This window comes from Streptomyces sp. NPDC005728 (assembly GCF_040630895.1).
Classification (GTDB): domain Bacteria; phylum Actinomycetota; class Actinomycetes; order Streptomycetales; family Streptomycetaceae; genus Streptomyces.
On the sequence record NZ_JBEXYL010000059.1, the window covers coordinates 44628 to 61228 of the forward strand.

The following is a 16601-nucleotide window of genomic DNA, read 5'->3' on the forward strand; positions in this document are numbered from 1 at the left end:
CCCGTGCCACAGCACGAGCAGCCCCCGACCAACGCTGCCCCCCGACGGGCCGTGGTGACCGGCTCCGCCGGATTCATCGGCTCCCACCTCGCACTCGCCCTCGTTCAGGCCGGCACCACCGTAATCGGCGTGGACCGCCGAGACCCGTCCACCGATCCCACGGCCGCCGCCAACTTCGCTGCGCTGCGAGGGCGCCCGGGATACCACCACGTCACGGCCGACCTCCTCCACTGCGCGATCGACCCTCTCCTGATCGACGCGGACGCGGTCTTCCACCTCGCCGGAATCCCCGGTGTACGACCCTCCTGGGGAGCGCAGTTCGGCGACTACCTCGCGTCCAACGTGCTGGCCACCCACCGCGTCCTCGAAGCCTCCACCCGCATCGGCGTCCCCCGACTGGTCGTTGCCTCCTCCTCGAGCGTCTACGGTCCCACCGACGGCGGCGCGAGCCTCGAGGCCGACCGCCCGAAGCCCGCCTCCCCTTACGCCGTGACCAAACTGGCCGAGGAGCAGCTCTGCCTCGCCTACGCCGAGCGCCCCATCGGCCCCAGCGTCGTCGCCCTGCGGTACTTCACCGTCTACGGCCCCCGGCAGCGCGCCGACATGTTCACCCATCGCGCCCTGCACGCCGCCCTGACCGGACAACCCCTGCGTCTGTACGGAGACGGCCACCAGCGCCGCGACTTCACCTACATCGATGACGCGGTCGCCGCCACAATCGCCGCCGCCGTCGTACCGACCGCACACGGCGCCATCAACGTCGGCGGCGGATCGAACGCATCGCTGCTGGACGTGATCAACATCGCCACCAGCCTCACCGGCCGCGACATCCAGCTCCACCAAGACCACGAGCGCAACGGTGACGTCCTCCTCACCCGCGCCGACCCCAGCCGCGCCCGAGAAGTCCTCGGCTGGCAGCCGCGAGTCGGCCTCCACAGCGGACTGCGCGCCCACATGCAGGCCCTGGCTGCCCAGGTTCCGGACTACAGCCGGGCCGCGTAGCCCTACGCCTCGGAGCCGGAGAGGAGTGCTCATGGAAACTCCCGAGCGAGCGCGACTGGACGCCTTCTTCCGGCGGATCACCGCGCAGTTCCCCGCCGGCGAGACGATCACGACGCTGGTCATCACGCACCTGCTCCCGGAAAGACCAGCGTTCCTGCGAGCGATGACCGCGGTGTCCACAGTCGGCGCCGTGCTCCCCAAGCCCCGATCGATCCACCAGCCGACCCTCGACGCCGTCCGCCGCACCCTGCCGGTCCACGACCTGACCCGGGAGCGGTTCACCGACGAGACACAGGCCCGGGACTACCTGGAGGACACGGCCGGCGGCCAGAACGTCGTCCTGGTGGACATCGGTGGGTACTTCGCAGCCCGCCTCGACACCCTCGTGAACAAGTTCTCCGGCCGCATCCTCGGCGTCGTCGAGGACACCGAGAACGGTCACCAGCGATACGCGGCCCTCGACTCCCTGCCGTGCCCGGTTGTGTCCGTTGCCCGCTCCCCGCTCAAGGACTGCGAGGACCACCTCGTCGGCCGGTCGATCGTGTTCTCCACCGACGCCCTCGTCCGCGCCCGCGGGGACATCCTGACCAGCCGCAGCGCCTGCGTCATCGGCTTCGGCAAGATCGGCCGCGCCATCGCCCAGACCCTGCGCGCCCAAGACCTGCGCGTCACCGTGTACGACAGCGATCCGGTCAAGCGGGTACAGGCGCACTCCCTAGGCTTCCGCACCAGCGCGTCCACCACCGAGGCCGTCCGCGACGCGGAACTCGTCCTGTGCGCCACCGGCAATCTCGCCCTTCGGCATGAGGACTTCGCCGCCCTACGGAACGGTGCGTACCTCGGATCGGTGACCTCTTCCGAGGACGAACTCGAACTCGGCAGCCTTCACGACCTCTACGAACGCCACTCCGTCGGCGCCCAGTTGACGCGATACGAGGTCACCGGCCACTACTTCTACGTTCTCGCCGACGGGGGTGCCGTCAACTTCGTGCACGGCGCCGCCGTCGGCGCCTACATCCATCTCGTCCAGGCCGAGATACTCGCCGCCACCGCCGCACTCAGCCACGCCCGCTTCCAGCCCGGACTGCACGTGATGCCGGCGGCCGACCGCGACGCCATCGCCAGAACCTGGCTCCGCCACTTCGAAAGATGACTCCGGTGCCTCCCTCCACCGACCACGTCCGCTCTGTCACCGAGGCGTACCTCGCCCGCCACCCGGACGAACGCGACTCCCTCCCCCTGCTGTTCGCCGCGCTCGCCAGCACGGACGCCCCCACCAGCCGTAAGACCTTCCCCGCCCACGTGACCTGCAGCGCCATCCTCATCAACGGTGAACGGCTCGTGTTGCACATCGCACACAAGGCGTCCGGGAAACTGCTGGCGCCCGGCGGGCACAACGAACCGGCTGACCGGCACCTGCGTGACGCCGCCCTGCGCGAACTGCACGAGGAGACCGGCATCCCGCCCAGCGCCGTCGTTCCCCTCGCCGGCTACGAGGACGTCCCCGACTGGGGAAGAGTCAGTGTTTCAACCCTGCGCTATTCGGCGAGTCCCTCACAGGTCTGCTCCATCTCGGCAGCACGCTTGGGCTGACCCTGACCCGGCGGCAGCTGATGCGTGAGGGGAGCGCCTGCGATCCCCCCTCAGCTGTCCGCTGTTGCTGGGGTGTGGGCACCGGACAAATGACTGGTCCAGGGGCGGCCGCGGAGAAGGTGCTGCACCTCTGGAAAATCCCCGCGCCCTCCTCTGCGAGCCCTCCATGCTGACGGGCATGCGCCCTCGTGACAGAGAGATATGGTTGTCGATCGATCAGGGCCTCCGGGCGATCGACTGGGAGGTGTGGTTCGGTTGCCGGAGGGCGCCGACTATCTCTCCCCCGCAGGTCACGAGGTGACCGCATGTGCGGTGGCCGGCCTCACCGCGTTCTTCGACAGCGAGTCCGCGGGCCGCCCCCATGCCAGCGGCGGCCCCGGCGACGTCCGTATCGGTCCGCGGTCTGCCTCTCGACCGGGTCCGCGGCAAGGGATCGGCAGGTCCGGCTTGGTGCTGATCAGTCACTGGATGATGGCGAGGTCCTCAGTGATGGTGACCTCGTCCATGCTGGTGGTCTCTGCCTGGCCCTTATACCGCATGAGTCTTCCGTCTCAGCAGTCACTCTGGCAGGAGCCCATGTAGGTGCTCCGCGAGCGGCGTGCCGAGCAATGGCGCGTCTTCTGCAGACGGACCACCCGCCTTCGGCTCTCTCAGCAGGTCGGCAACCGCCCGGCGGACGGTTGCCGGATGCGCCTGGGGCTCGGACGTCAGCATCTGCTGTGCGAAGCACAGAGCCACGCGGTCTGCGGCCTCACGGAGATGTGACGCCGTCTCTGCGTCCGTGTCCGTCTCCGGAAACTCCACCAGTTGATAGGAGGCGTCCTTGCAGATGTCCCACAGTGCAGGGCGGCCCGGCGTGTCTGAGGATCGGTCGGAATTCCGAGCTGTGGCCCATGCCTCCGCGAAGTCGCCCGATGCGACAAGTTCGGCAACCGGCGCACGGCACAAGCATGGGTCCGGTCGCCCTGCCCATATTCGGGGGCAATCCTGGAAGGGGCCGCAGCGGCCGCCTTGTTGAGAAAGAAGCCCCTCCCGCAGTTCCTCCACGGCGGTGTCTGCCGGTTCGCCGTCGAGGTGTGCGCCCACGACCTGGCTGATGAGGCTGGCAATCGTCGTCGTCTCGCCATAGCTCCAACCCATCCGGGCCCCACGGATGTCGGCGAGCTGCCGAGAGGCATGGCGTGCGAATCTGTGCAATACGGTCGGCGCGTCAACCCAGGGCGGCAGCGAAGGTGAGACCGCTGCGAGCACATCCGGCCAGGTACGGGTCAGTCCTCCCGGCGTCAGCACCGCGGACAGTAGCGTCCGGGCGAACGTTCTGAGCACTTGTGGGTCATCGACGAGGGAACGGGCCGCCTCGCACGCTGAAGGGTCGGCCTGGCATCCGCCGTCGCAGTCGCCGGACGCCGGCAGCGGTCCTGCTCCCTGCACGCGCATGTGCTCGCGCACGTCCGTGTCGGTGGGCCAGGTACCAGAGCCGCCCTTGACCTGCGGCACTTGCACGAGGAGGGGCGCGTCCTCGCCGTCGGTGAAGACCGCGGCCCGGCCGGCAGGCAGACTGGCCATCGCCACGTCCTGACGGGAGGTCATCACCATCGCATCGCCCAAGACCTGGCGGTCGTCGCCGGCGACCATGCGGTGAGCGACCTTCAGGTTGGTGTTCTTCAGTACATCACGGGCGACCTTGGTGGGGATCTGGTCAACCACGACGACACCCTGTCCGTAGGCGCGGATCTCCGACAGAAGGCTGGTAAACGTCTGCACGGCCTTGCTTTTGACGTCCGCTTCCGTCTCCGAGCGGGTCGCACCGGAGCCTACGTCGGCGAGCAGCCGGTGGGCCTCCTCCACGACGAGGAGGTGCTTGAGTTCTTCCGTGTCGCCCTCGGTGCGGCGCTGCTCTACTAGCCGGATCATCAGCAGGCCCATCATGAAGGCTTTGTCGTCGTCATCACCCATGCCCTCGAGTTCCAGCACGGTCGGCTGCCTAAGCAGGTCGGACACCGGCAGCGAGCGGCGGGTGTCGAGCATGCACCCCTTACCGCCAGTGCGCAGGCTGTTCAGCCGGGTACACAGCGCCGCGCGCATGTCACCGGTGACCTTCTCCTCATAACCCAGCCGCGGGACGATCTCCTCCACCTTCCGGACCAGATCACTCAGCGTGGGGAAGGCGTCGGCGCAGTCGCCGGCATCCAGGCGTCGGTTGCCGCCGGTGGTGATATCCCACCCCCGGTCGGCGTACACACCATGCAGGCTCGTCTCCAAGATCTGCGGCAGCGGCGTCCACATGCCGAAGCTGGTGTTGAACACCGACCGCAGCAGATCGAGGTGAACCGCGACCGGGATGCCCTCGGGCACCTCGAAGGGGTTGAGACGGAAGGGCGAGACGTTCTCGTTACCAAGCGTGAGGACCTGCAACCCCGGACCTAGCTGAGGATCCCGCAGAAGTGCCCGGTACTCGGTCTTCGCCGGCTCCAGTACGAGGAACGGCACCCTCAGTGCGCCTGCCTGCCGAAGGAGATGGAAAACCGTGTTCGTCTTGCCGGAGCCGGTGACACCGGTGACGAAGGCATGCCGGGTCAGCTTGGCCGGGTGGATCCCGTACCCGGTTGATGTGACGGCAGAGCGTTCAACGACCGAGCCGAGCATCATCGCGCCCGAATCGAGGGGCGGAGGCACAGTGTCGAAATCGGGGATCTCGGAAATGCCAAAACCGTGCGTTTCCGCCTCGGGGAACCGTACGTACGTCGCCAACTGGGATGACGTCAGCAGCGTCTGGTGGTCGAACGGCCGGTGATACAGGCCCGGGGCCGTACCGTGGTCCAGGGGGTCGGGCAGTGCCCATGCCGTCGCCAGCGCCGGAACGTCCTCGCGCTCCCACACGCGTACCGGCTCGGGTAGGGAGTCCCGCCCTGAGAACACGCCCCTCCACAGACTGCTGGTCTCCGCGAAGCTGTCACCGTCGGACAGCAGATACACGGCTGTGCGCCAGGTGCCGGTGCCCTGCCCTTCGGTGAGACGATGCAGCTGCCCCGCCAGCAGTTCGACGTAGTGCGCGGCAAGTGGGCTGGGCACTCCATTCAGCTCCACACCCGTCTGTACCGAGCGCATCTCGTTGATCAGACTCATCCGCAGCTCGCGCACGGCCTCCTCCGCCACCGGCTGCGCGAGGACCAGTGCACTCCAGCGGGCATTCCCTAGACCCTGGAGGAGCCGATCGAGCTGTCCGAAGCCGTCCGTGTCCGCGGTCGGCTTCAACGTGGGCACGCCCAGCGCCAGGCCGCCCACGGGCCAGCCGCCGGTGTCCGGTTCCTCCGGGGCGAGGACGACGGCCGGATACAGCGCCCGCAGCGCGGATTCCAGCAGACGGCCGTTCCGGCGGGCCGAAGGCACCTGTCCGCCGGCGGGAAGCCAGGTTCCGATCCGCAGACTTACCCGCCCGGGCTCGCCCCCGGCCAGGAACACCAACGGAACCTGGTACTGGTGCAGGCCCACGAGCAGATCCCTAGTGACCGGGACGACCAGATCCTTCGCACCGGGTCGGCGGCCCTTGTCGTACCGGCCAATGCTCTCGACCCTAACCAGGATCCGAAGCCCTGGCGGAGCCTCGGTGTACGGGGCGGAGGCAGTCAGCGAGGGCGGTTCGGAGTCGGAGCGCTGCAGATAGTCCAGGCTGCCGACGGTCAGACGCTCGATCATCATGGCGCTGTTCGCTCTCAGAAGCCCGAGGGGGCCCGGTGTCGGTCATTGCGGACTAGAAGAAGAGCCAGGCGGTGACCGCCGTCCCCCAGCCAGTGGAGGCGGCTCAAAGTCGAGCCACTGCAGATGGTCGAGACTGGTGGTCGTCAGGCCGTTGGTTGTCATGGCTCTGGGAAGTCGGGAGGCGGGCCTCCGGAGCTACCAGAATCTACGATAGTCCAGATGATCAGCGCCACGACGAAAAGGACGAAAATGGTGATGGCTGCGATGTAGGCCGCCTTGGATATGCCTTTGGCGCGTACATGTGCTCCGGTGCTCAGGTTCTCCAGTAGGGAGACGCGCAACGTACCGGAGTGCATCCGCCCGCGGGCTCGCACCCAGTCACCGTCGCTGATGGAGCCCTCGAATGTGCGACCCCGCATCTCCACCGGCAATAGCAGGGTGCGGTTCCCTGCGTTGTCGTACCGCTCGATGCGGAAGGTCCAGATCGCTTCGGACTGGTTCTCTCCGCGGTACTCGGACCGCACCTGCATCGCACGCACCTGTCCCTCCGCGATGGTCGTACCGTCCGCGACAGCGGTCGGCCCTCGGGAGTGGCGCAGGGGCGCGTGACTGAAGCTGCCTGCGGGAGGCGTGCCACTCGACCCGCTGCCCTGTGTCGATGGCCGCCAAGCACCGCCACGGGGACGGTCACTCCCCTCCGGGCCTGGGTCCGTGCTGACCCTCTGGCCGCAGCGCTTGCAGAATTGGTCGCCCGGCGTCAGCGATGCCCCACAGTGCGAACATGCCACCCAACTGGCCATGGGGCCAGTCTATTCCGGGACCAAACTTTTCGCAGACCAGCTCAACAGAGGTGTGACGCGAAGCCAAACCGAGCGGAGAACGGGGCACCACGGTCACTTGCATGCTTCTCGTGTTGCCCGGAAAGCTCAACAGAGGTGTGATGGGAAGCCAATTAGGTGGTCGTCGTCCGGGCCCTTCGTGAGTGATGACTACATCCTGAGGAAAGGAGGATGTGAAATGGGGGAAGTGCGGAACGACCACAGCCGGGAATCCGAGGCGAGCAGATCGGACGCCGCGCGATCCGGTGCCCAGGACCGTGGCGAGGTTGCGAACCGAACAGTCGATCGCCCTTTTCAGAATGGTAGGGAGCGGCTGGAATATGATATGGGCAGAAGAACGATTGACGTCCACGATGACTTCACGAAAAGGGACAGTCACGGCGGATCGACGAATGGCACTGTAGATTCCAGTGCATCCAAAGGATCCGACGGAAAGACGAACATCGACACTACCGTCAGGGACGGCAGTGGCAAAATCACCGAAACGTCCAAGTCGGAGAGTGAAACAAAGGATGGGGTAACGAGGACCCATACCGACAAGTTCGACACCAATGGAAACAAGACGGGCAGCTCCGACTCGGCGTCCGTAAAGACGAATGACGGGAAGACACACACTTTCACTGACCGCTTCGATGCCAATGGGAACAAGACAGGCAGCTCCGAATCGACGTCCTATACAGACAAGAAGGGGGTGACGCATACCCATACCGAGAACCGTGACGCCAATAACCATAAAACCGGGAGTTCCGACTCGACATCATGGACAGACAACAAGGGAATTACTCACACCAACACCACGACCAAGGATGAACATGGGCACAAAACAGGAAGCCAGTCCCATTCAAGTAGCGTGAGCTCCAACTTGAAGACGTAGCGCGTCAATGCACGGCTCTGGCGCGCGATCCACTAATTGGTGCGGCCTGCGATCCGACCGATTTTCCTATTTGACTGGGGAAGAGTCGGTGTTCCAACCCTGCATTCGGGGGCGAGGTGACGTGATCGACTCTGTAGTCCTGTCCAGCTTCCGCGGGCAAGTGAGGGAAGCGGCCGTCGGGAAGCGGCGCCGATGCATAGAGCTACTAGGCCAAGACGTCGATGCGTCCAGCACACGCTTTCAGGATGGCATGCAGGTTCTTACGCGCCGAGGCAGTGGCCGTGGGATCGGCGGCTTTGATCTCAACCAGCACCTCCCTCTCCAACTCGTCCACCTCATCCCTGGTAAGGAGCGGCAGCCCGAACAGCCGGTAGCCGCTGTCTACGGTGGTACAGAGGTCGAGCTTGAGAGCATCCCAGTTCTGGCGAGCCACCATCTGCTTATCAGCGTGCTTTGCGCCTTTCCCCTGACGGCTGCAACGCCAGCGCCGCCAATCCGTCAGTCCCCTCGCCGGCTTGTCCTGCCTTTTCGCATCATCGAACTCGTCCATTGCCCAAAGCAGAGCCTGCACGTCAACGCAGGTCTGCGTGCAGAGCTTCCGTGCCCGCGCAAAAGTCTTTGCGTGACCACAACCATGGTGACCATGAGAGTCAAGACGGTAGAAATAAGCGGCGCCGGATAGGTAGCGGTAAAGCGTGCGCCAAGGAACGCCCCGACTGCGCCAATACCAGCCGTGTTGGCGACGGTGCGAAAGAATTTGGCTCGCCCAATATGACTGGGGAGCCGCGCAAAGGTGTAGTCCTTCGGCTCAGCCCACCGCACGATCAATGGAAGCACGAGATAGATCAGGCCCAGCGATGTTGCGGCAGTGCGGTAGTCACCCGCATGGGCCGCTCGGACGACAGCCGTGAAAACAACATAAGCAGGTCCTGCCAGGAATAGAACCAGGAAGAACACCACCCAGACATATCTCTCATACCCCGCACGAAGTGGGTCCTCATCCACAAACCGCTTCCAGGCTGGCATGCCGCTGACTGTGATAACCCAGCCAGCGATAAATAGAACCCAACCGAGACGCAGATGGGGGCCACCATAAAGATCGTTCCCATACAGGATGATTGAGAAGCCCGCAGGAACTAGAGCGAGTTTCCAGCGGGCAAGCACACGACCGATACTCCATTGCGAAGATGTCATAGACCAAATCGTGCAGGCACACGCTGAACGCTGGGCACGATTTGAGGAAGACCTGAGAGTGCAACGCCAGACTCGCACGCGCATTCGGAATAGTCCGTTTGGCTGGAGAAGGGACCTGATGCCTGCACTATTCGTGGAGCGCGAGGTAGTCGGTCCAGTTCTGTTGGGCGAACTTGGCCCACTGGAAGGTCGTGGCGGCCGAGAGCCCGAAGAGGTCGCTGACCACGATCGGCGGCAGCTCGGTGATGGCGTTGATCATTGCCGTGTTGCGTGCCGCACGGGTCGGGAGATCGTGGTTCCGCAGCCGCTTGATGATGTGGCTGGCGCTCAGGGGGCGACCTGCGTGCCGACCAGGGAGAAGGTAGTCGGACCCGGAAGACGCGCGGGGCTTGAGCATCGAGCTGGCCTGCGGACTGGCTATGTGGGCCTTGATGAGCCGGGCCAGCGTCGGAGGCAGCAGCACGGGGTGGCGATCGATGGTGAGGAAGGCGCCCGCGTCGTTCTGGTGGAACTGGGAGGTAGTGAGCTCCTTGATGCGCACGATGGGGAGTGCGTAGAGGCGGATCAGGGCTCCCACGATGCGGAGTTCTCGGGGCAGAGCCTCGTCTGTGAGGCATCTCCGCAGCTGTTTCTCGTGCTCGTCGTCCGTCTGGAAGTTCGCAGGGAATCCCTTGCGCGCGAGCTGTGTCTCGAGCGGTCGGGTCAGCTTTCGCTTCGTGAGCCATCGGACGAAGGAGTTGACGGCATTCCGTCGGGTGGGGTTCTGCGTAAGCCACACATCCAGGTCTTCCTGGCGCAAGTCCGGGAGGGTTAGCTGGTGCTGGTCGAGCCAGTTCAGCAAGAGGATCGCGGCTCGGATGTTGCCGCGGTCGGCGGTGGCGGCGCCTGGGGTGTAGCGTCCGCGCTCCGCTCGGCGGCGGGCGTCCTTGATGACGTGCCATTCTGCGAAGGGGCTGACGATCCGGGACTGGTATGGGGGCAGGGCTTCGAGGGTGGCCCTGGCCCAGAGTTCGAGCCGGGCGAGAGTCTCGTGGCGTTCGGGGAGGGCTCCGGTTGTGACGAGGTGGTGCCGGACGTTGCGTGTGACGGTGCTCTGAGGCAGCTGGTCGAGGAGCCCATGACTGATTTCGGTGTGCTCCATGGTGAGTTTGTCGAGGAGCCCAGCTGCGGCGCTGGTCCGCAGCCAGTTCATGACCGACCAGGGCTTCTCCGCCTGGGTGAGTGCGTCGGCAAGGGGCTGGAACGGTGGGGCGATCGCGCCATCGGGGCCGGCGAGAAGTCGGGTGACTCGGTCGGTGATGGCACAACGGGTGCATCGGCCGTTGGCGTAGATGTCTCCGGGGTAGTCACATTGTCTGCAGGTCGTGTGCAGGTCAGGGCGTCCGCTGCAGGGGCCGCAGAGGTCCCCGCCCTCCAAGGTGCGTCCCGCGGCTATGCGGGTGTTGCCGCATTCGACGCAAGTTCGGGGGTTGCGTCGGCGGTGGTGGTAGCAGGTGCTGCAGAGCACGCCGACCCGGTAGGTCGCGATCACAGGCTTGGACTTGACGCAGTCAGCGCAAGTCCGAGGCGTCCGTGGCCGGCAGCTGTGACAGAGGAAGGTGCCGCCTCTGCGGATAGTGCCTCGGCGTTGATGGCCGCACTCCTCACAGACCGCGGTGCGGTGGCGCGAGCACGGCTCGCAGATGTCGGGGCTCGTGTCCGTGGCACGGATCTTGATGGTGGTGTTCTGTCCGCAGATGCCGCATGGGCGCGTCGGCCGTTCGTAGCAGCGGGGGCAGATCGGGCCGGCGGCTGTGATGGTGCTGGCACGGGCGACGGTGCCGCAGCGGATGCAGGCGCGTTTGGGTCGAGGGCTGCAGGAGGAACAGAGGTTCGTGCCGTCCGGGCGCCGACTGGTGGGGCGAAGTCGCTGGCAGCGGTCGCACTGACGGTGGTTGACGGGGTCCTTCTGGAAGCAGGAGCGGCAGACCGGGCCGTCTGCCGTACCGCTGTGGATGCGAGTTTGACGTTCGCATCGGGTGCACTGCTGAAGGCGGTCACGTTCGACGCACCAGTTGCAGAGGCGCCCGACGGGCGAGTTGCGAGGCAATGGGTCGTCGGTGCGTCCGCAGCGTGCGCATGCGAGCCTGGCGACGACGTAGCCTGCCGCAGCCAGTTCCAGCAGGAGCCTGGGAAGAGCTGCCGGGCTGTGGGATATCGGTGCGGTGAGCGCGTCAGGGTGTTCGGCCAGGTGGGCGGCCAGAGCTCGGGCGGGCCGAGGCTCCCAGGCGTTGGCTGCCTCCAGGATGCGCTGAGCGTCGCTGGAGGTGAGTTGTGATCCGGCAATGGCCTGGAGGTGGCGTATCAAGTCGACTCTGCGGCTTGCCAGTTCGGCCTGGTGGCGCCGCACTCGCGGTCTGGCCCGGCTGGGCCGGCTCACTGGGTCGCTCACGTGCCGGGGCGGCGGACGACCGTCCGGCGGGGTTGCGTGGGCGGGGCGACGTCGGAGTCACCGCCAGCGGTCTTGCGGACCTGGACGTTGACGACTTCGGGCTTGATGAGGTCGTTGGGTGCGCAGTCGAGGATGTCACAGAGGGCCACCAGGGTGTCCATGCTCATGCGCTGCGGGGCCTGGGTGACCAGGCGGTAGACCTGTTCGCGCGAGAGCTGGATTCCGCGTTCGGCGAGCAGGGGAACCAGGTCGGTGGTCTGGAACATGCCGCGTTCGGTCATCAGCTGACGCAGCTGCCAGTGGTATCCCATCTTCTTGATCACGCGGTCACGTCCCAGACGTCGCCCAGTCGGTTCTTCAACGCCGCCTCCAGCAGCTTGTTACGGTACTCGTTCGACACTCCCATATAGATCGCCGTCGTGGATGCGTGAGAGTGCCCGACCTGCTCTTGGACGAATCGTGCCGGATATCCGAACTCAGTGAGATGGGTGATGTAGCTGTGGCGAAGACAGTGCAGGTCCAGATCCGGATCCAGCCCGGCCGCCTCGCGTGCGGCGGTGAAGGCGGAGTTGATCGACCGAGGCGACAGGCGCCCCGCGCGCTCTGTGACCCACAGCGCCGGGTGGCGTCCTGGGACCAGATGTGGGCGTATCTCGGCCTGCCAGTGCTTCAGGACCTCGACCACCCAGTCCATCTCCGGGACGGTCAGGACCATCCGCCGCTTCGGCGGAGCACCCTTCGACGACTTGCCGAAGCGCACCATCATCGAACCGAAGTTCCCGAAGTCCGGCGCTTGTCTGTTGCGCCGCAGGTCCACGAGGTCCAGACGCGACGCTTCAGTTCGCCGGATGCCGAAGGCGTAGACGGTTTTGATGACGGCCGCGTCCCGCATCGCTGTCAGAGCGCCCTTGCGTCCCTGTCCGCGGATCTTGGACGGCAGGGCGTCAGCGGCGTCGAACAGGGCCTGGACCTCGTCGTAGGTCAGCGGCCGGCGCCGAGGGTCTCCCTCGTACTCGACCGTGTGCATCACCGAGTTGCCTTCGTGGAAGACCTCTTGAGGCACCTCGCCGAACCGCTCTTCGCAGACCTTGAGCCAGTCGTAGCGACTGTCCCTCAGGTACTCGACGAAGAGGCTGATGATGACTTCGTAGCCGCGGGCGGTCGACATCTGGATCGGCGTCTGGCCACCTCGCAAGTCTGCGATGAATGCCTCGCCCTCCGCTGGCGTCCACTGCCACGGGTAGAGCCCGGTGAACTCCTCGAACCGCTCGATCAGCCGCCGCCGCGGGTCGATCGTCGAGCTCTTCAGAAAGCGAGCCGACTGCTGCCTCGCCCACCCATCGAGTATGGCCTTGAACACCGCGGCCGCCGGGTCCAGATGAACCACATTCCGGGCGAGGACAAGGGAAGCCGAACCCGGCGCTGTCGCACTCACGCCGCTGATGTATCAGGTGCAACATTGTTGAATCAATACGCAGCACCCCAGGTCAAGGCCACGCCGCTTCAACCTACCCCTTTCCATCGACGCGCCGGAGCAGCCAAAATAGCGTCCTCGCCACCGGACGGAATGTTGCATCCAATGCAACTCATCCCGTTTCTCGACATCGACGTGCACACGATCGACGCGAACCCGTCGAAGAACGAGCCAGCCCACCACCACGTGGACTTCCGCTGGGCCTTCCAACTCGGTACAAAACACACGGTGACGCTTCAAGAAGATGAGGTCGACGGCTACGAGTGGCGGCCGTTCACAAGCGCCGCCTCACCCACCGTCCGCGCCAAGCTCGCCCAGCTCACCTGAAGCCCCACTCTCACACGACCACCAGCAGGACGCCGTGGCCGCCACCACAGCCCAGCCGACCGGCGCCAAACCGCGCCGACACATCGCCGTCATACCCTGCCGCTGGGGTGCTTCGCGCTTCGCCGGCAAACCACTGGCCCTTCTCGGCGACAAGCCGCTGCTCTGGCACGTCCACCAGCGCTGCCTGGAGGCCAAACGCCTCGACGGAGCCATCGTGGCGACGGACGACGAACGCATCGAGGCGGCGTGCCGCCAACTGGGCATCGAATGCATCCGCACCGGGGAGCACCTCACCGGCACCGACCGCGTCGCGGAGGTCGCCGAGCGCCTGCCGGCAGAGGGGTACATCAACGTCCAGGGCGACGAGCCGTTCATCTCGCCGACCGCCATCGACGACGTCTCCGAGGCCCTGGAGTACACGCCGCCGGGCACGTTCGCCGTGAACGCGTACACCGAGCTGGTCGACGTCGGCGCCGTCCTGGACCACAACGTCGTCAAGGTCGTCGTCACGGCCCGAGGCGAGGCCCTGATGTTCTCGCGCCAGCCCATTCCCTATCCAAAAGGCGACCGACCGAAGTACCTCCGCCAGCTGGGTCTGTACGGCTTCACAGGCCCGGCTCTCCAGCGCTTCCGACAACTTCAGCAAGGGCCCCTGGAACGCTCCGAGGGTGTGGAGATGCTCCGCTTCGTCGAGCATGGCCACGCCGTGCAGATGGTCCCTGTCCTGGACGGCGGTGTAGCGATAGACACCCCGGAGGATCTGGCGCGAGCCGAGCGCCTCCTCAACCAGTACGGCGGAGCGATCCTCACTCGTGAAACCGCAGGGCGGTCTGCACCCGTGTGACGCGATCAGATCCTCATTCGTACTTCCAGGGACGCCCCGTCTGTCGATACTCCTCGACCGGCATCAGGTGAACGCCGGGACGCATCCACGCGGTGTATAGCATCCCGGCGAGCTGGTCGCCCTCGTGCCTTGGCCGTTACTCCCGAAGCCTCGGACGACTTCTTCAGATGATTCGAACCGCCTATCGAGGACGAGGGAGCGCCGTCGCCTAAGAGGTCGTTTTCTCCCGTTGTTTCATCCCGGAATCTGTCGTTTGATCTGTGATGTCGGGTCGTGCCAGGAGACGGTGTTCTCGCTGGTGAGACGGCGGGCCATGAGGTCGGTCATGGCGATGTGGATCATGGCTTCGGAGTGGACGGACAGGGTCTCGTAGTCGCGGGCGAGACGTCGGTGGAGCATGAGCCAGCCGTAGGTCCGCTCGACTGCCCAGCGTTTCGGGATCGGGGTGAATCCCCTGGTCCCGGGCTTGCGTTGAGTGATTTCCATGTCAATGCCGAGGGTGGCCGCGTGCTCGACGAGGTGCTGGCGGTAGCCGCCGTCGACCCACACCTTGCGGATGCCGGGGTGTTCGGCAGCGACTTGGTCCAGGAGTCTGGTGCCGGCGACGGAGTCCTGCACGCTCGCCGCTGTGACCAGCACGGCTAGCAGGAGACCGATGGTGTCGGTGACGATGTTCCGCTTCCTGCCCACGATCTTTTTCCCAGCGTCGATGCCCTGGTCGGCGGCGGGGACGCTGGCGGAGGTCTTGACGCTCTGGGCGTCAATCACACAGGCCGACGGCTCGGCATTCCGCCCCTCCTTCTCCCGGAGGAGCTGCCGAAGCAAGCCGTTGAGCTGTGCGAACACGCCCTCGTCCGCCCACTTGGCGAAGTAGCCGTAGACCGTGTTCCAGTGTGGAAAATCGTGCGGGAGGTAGCGCCACTGAACGCCGGTCCGATCCACGTACAAGATCGCGTCCATGATGTCTCGCAGGTCGTGCTCGGGCGGCCGGCCGAAGTCCAGGGCCCTGCCACGGCGCTCGAAGCGCCAGGCCGAGAGCACGGGCTCGATCAACTCCCAGCGGGCATCGGACAGATCACTGGGATACGGACGCCGCTTCGCCATGCTCGTGATGTATCGCCGCGGACCGAGTGCGCCCAGGCGCACAGCAGCGGCGACAGAAGCACACAGCCACGAAGATCGGACGTCCTGGGATGAGACAGGAACAAGCCACATCCCGCCTCACCTGTCACCCCGCCTGTCCCACAGGCCCCGACCACACCCCGCTACCTCTTGCGCACCGCAATCCCACACTCCAAGAATCGCCCTATATCCAGGCGATACAGGTGAAAACGACCTCTAAGAGGTCGTTTTCGTCCGTTGTTTCATCCCGGAATAGCAGGTCTGGTGGCCTTCTTCGGGTCGCGCCAGGAGATGGTGTTCTCGCCGGTGAGGCGGCGGGCCATGAGGTCGGTCATGGCAATGTGGATCACGGCTTCGGAGCGGGTGGGCAGGGTTTCGTAGTCGCGGGCCAGGCGCCGGTGGAGCGTGAGCCATCCGTAGGTCCGCTCGACCGCCCAGCGTTTCGGTATCGGGGTGAAGCCCCTGGTCCCGGTCTTGCGGACGGTGATCGTCCAGGTCGATACCGAGGGTCGCGACGTGTTCGATGAGGTGCTGGCGGTACCCACCGTCGACCCACACCTTGCGGATGCTGGGGTGGGCGGCAGCAGCTTGGTCGAGCAACGCGGTGCCGGCGACGGAGTCCTGCACACTCGCCGCGGTCACCAGCACCGCGAGGAGAAGGCCGAGCGTGTCGGTGACGATGCTCCGCTTCCTGCCGACGATCTAATGGGCGGTAGATCGGCGTCGTGGCCGGCAGCCGGGACGCTGATGGAGGTCTTCACGCTCTGGGCGTCAATCACGCAGGCGGAAGGCTCGGCATCCCGCCCTTCCTTCTCACGCAGGAGCTGCCTGAACAGGCCGTTGAGCTGGGCGAACACGCCCTGGTCCGCCCACTTGGCGAAGTAGCCGTAGGCCGTGTTCCAGTTCGGGAAGTCGTGCGGGAGATAGCGCCACTGGACTCCGGTCCGGTCGACATACAAGATCGCGTCCATGATCTCGCGAAGGTCGTGCTCAGGTGGCCGGCCGAAGTCCAGGGCCCTGCCACGGCGCTCGAAACGCCAGGCCGCGAGAACCGGCTCGATCAACTCCCAACGGGCATCGGACAGATCACTCGGATACGGACGTCGCTTCGCCGCCTCCCCGCTGGCCGAACTGACCGCGATGCTGCACGTGCTGGCCGAGCCCGGGCATCATCCGCAGCTCGCCGGCTGGGCCGGGGACGT

General features: G+C 65.7%; 14 protein-coding genes and 2 pseudogenes. 7 read left to right on the forward strand and 9 right to left on the reverse strand.

Features of this window, described 5'->3' with window-relative positions; all coding sequences use genetic code 11:
- Positions 1–3: 3 nt before the first annotated feature.
- Genes ABZ471_RS31575 through ABZ471_RS31585 form a run of 3 tightly spaced genes read left to right on the forward strand, consistent with a single transcriptional unit; the run spans position 4 to position 2595 of the window.
- The gene (locus tag ABZ471_RS31575; RefSeq protein ID WP_359071175.1) at positions 4–1002 is read left to right on the forward strand and encodes an NAD-dependent epimerase/dehydratase family protein; all 999 of its coding nucleotides are present in this window, start codon (positions 4–6) and stop codon (positions 1000–1002) included.
- 31 nt (positions 1003–1033) lie between these two features.
- A complete protein-coding gene (locus ABZ471_RS31580; RefSeq protein ID WP_359071176.1) occupies positions 1034–2155 on the forward strand; it encodes an adenosylhomocysteinase in 1122 nt (373 codons plus the stop codon).
- Positions 2156–2160: 5 nt separating this feature from the next.
- Positions 2161–2595 carry an NUDIX domain-containing protein gene (locus ABZ471_RS31585; protein ID WP_359071178.1) on the forward strand — a complete coding sequence of 145 codons (435 nt, stop codon included), beginning with the start codon at positions 2161–2163 and terminating at the stop codon, positions 2593–2595.
- Positions 2596–3153: 558 nt separating this feature from the next.
- On the opposite strand, the gene ABZ471_RS31590 is transcribed toward ABZ471_RS31585, so the two are convergent.
- From ABZ471_RS31590 to ABZ471_RS31600, 3 genes and pseudogenes are all read right to left on the reverse strand, one after another.
- A complete protein-coding gene (locus ABZ471_RS31590; RefSeq protein WP_359071180.1) occupies positions 3154–6294 on the reverse strand; it encodes a DUF87 domain-containing protein in 3141 nt (1046 codons plus the stop codon).
- A 158-nt stretch (positions 6295–6452) separates the two neighbouring features.
- On the reverse strand, positions 6453–6833 hold the full coding sequence (locus ABZ471_RS31595; RefSeq protein ID WP_359071199.1) for a hypothetical protein: 381 nt from the start codon (positions 6831–6833) through the stop codon (positions 6453–6455).
- Between the two features lie 183 nt (positions 6834–7016).
- Positions 7017–7094: pseudogene (locus ABZ471_RS31600) on the reverse strand (zinc ribbon domain-containing protein); the annotation flags it as partial.
- 178 nt (positions 7095–7272) lie between these two features.
- On the opposite strand from ABZ471_RS31600, the gene ABZ471_RS31605 reads away from it, so the two are divergent.
- A complete protein-coding gene (locus ABZ471_RS31605) occupies positions 7273–8007 on the forward strand; it encodes a hypothetical protein (RefSeq protein ID WP_359071182.1) in 735 nt (244 codons plus the stop codon).
- Positions 8008–8212: 205 nt separating this feature from the next.
- Here the strand turns inward: ABZ471_RS31605 and ABZ471_RS31610 are convergent, their stop codons facing one another.
- The 4 genes from ABZ471_RS31610 to ABZ471_RS31625 form a co-directional block, all read right to left on the reverse strand.
- The gene (locus ABZ471_RS31610; RefSeq protein ID WP_359071183.1) at positions 8213–8557 is read right to left on the reverse strand and encodes a hypothetical protein; all 345 of its coding nucleotides are present in this window, start codon (positions 8555–8557) and stop codon (positions 8213–8215) included.
- Positions 8558–9328: 771 nt separating this feature from the next.
- Positions 9329–10393 carry a hypothetical protein gene (locus tag ABZ471_RS31615; protein WP_359071185.1) on the reverse strand — a complete coding sequence of 355 codons (1065 nt, stop codon included), beginning with the start codon at positions 10391–10393 and terminating at the stop codon, positions 9329–9331.
- Between the two features lie 1235 nt (positions 10394–11628).
- On the reverse strand, positions 11629–11955 hold the full coding sequence (locus tag ABZ471_RS31620) for a helix-turn-helix transcriptional regulator (protein ID WP_359071187.1): 327 nt from the start codon (positions 11953–11955) through the stop codon (positions 11629–11631).
- Positions 11952–13067 (reverse strand): tyrosine-type recombinase/integrase, encoded by a 1116-nt coding sequence (locus tag ABZ471_RS31625; protein ID WP_359071188.1) that lies wholly within the window; start codon positions 13065–13067, stop codon positions 11952–11954. Before ABZ471_RS31625 ends, ABZ471_RS31620 begins: the two co-directional genes overlap by 4 nt.
- A gap of 144 nt (positions 13068–13211) precedes the next feature.
- Between ABZ471_RS31625 and ABZ471_RS31630 the strand changes: the two genes are divergently transcribed.
- Positions 13212–13433 carry a hypothetical protein gene (locus ABZ471_RS31630; protein ID WP_359071189.1) on the forward strand — a complete coding sequence of 74 codons (222 nt, stop codon included), beginning with the start codon at positions 13212–13214 and terminating at the stop codon, positions 13431–13433.
- Positions 13434–13467: 34 nt separating this feature from the next.
- Complete coding sequence (locus ABZ471_RS31635) at positions 13468–14277, forward strand: 3-deoxy-manno-octulosonate cytidylyltransferase (RefSeq protein ID WP_359071191.1); 810 nt, start codon at positions 13468–13470, stop codon at positions 14275–14277.
- A 234-nt stretch (positions 14278–14511) separates the two neighbouring features.
- Here ABZ471_RS31635 and ABZ471_RS31640 read toward each other — a convergent pair whose 3' ends face one another.
- Entirely contained in the window at positions 14512–15381 is an 870-nt protein-coding gene (locus tag ABZ471_RS31640; protein ID WP_359071193.1) for an IS5 family transposase, read from the reverse strand.
- A gap of 260 nt (positions 15382–15641) precedes the next feature.
- A pseudogene (locus tag ABZ471_RS31645) lies at positions 15642–16484 on the reverse strand (IS5 family transposase).
- Between ABZ471_RS31645 and ABZ471_RS31650 the strand changes: the two are divergent.
- The coding region (locus ABZ471_RS31650; RefSeq protein WP_359071195.1) for a DUF5937 family protein at positions 16372–16601 on the forward strand (230 nt) is incomplete at its 3' end. The pseudogene ABZ471_RS31645 and the gene ABZ471_RS31650 sit on opposite strands and share 113 nt — an antisense overlap.

Bases quoted from the DNA above. Each gene is read 5' to 3' on its own strand.
- ABZ471_RS31580 (WP_359071176.1), top strand. From the start codon at position 1,034: ATGGAAACTCCCGAGCGAGCGCGACTGGACGCCTTCTTCCGGCGGATC.
- ABZ471_RS31590 (WP_359071180.1), bottom strand. From the start codon at position 6,294: ATGATGATCGAGCGTCTGACCGTCGGCAGCCTGGACTATCTGCAGCGC.
- ABZ471_RS31610 (WP_359071183.1), bottom strand. From the start codon at position 8,557: ATGGACGAGTTCGATGATGCGAAAAGGCAGGACAAGCCGGCGAGGGGA.
- ABZ471_RS31615 (WP_359071185.1), bottom strand. From the start codon at position 10,393: ATGAACTGGCTGCGGACCAGCGCCGCAGCTGGGCTCCTCGACAAACTC.
- ABZ471_RS31630 (WP_359071189.1), top strand. From the start codon at position 13,212: ATGCAACTCATCCCGTTTCTCGACATCGACGTGCACACGATCGACGCG.
- ABZ471_RS31640 (WP_359071193.1), bottom strand. From the start codon at position 15,381: ATGGCGAAGCGGCGTCCGTATCCCAGTGATCTGTCCGATGCCCGCTGG.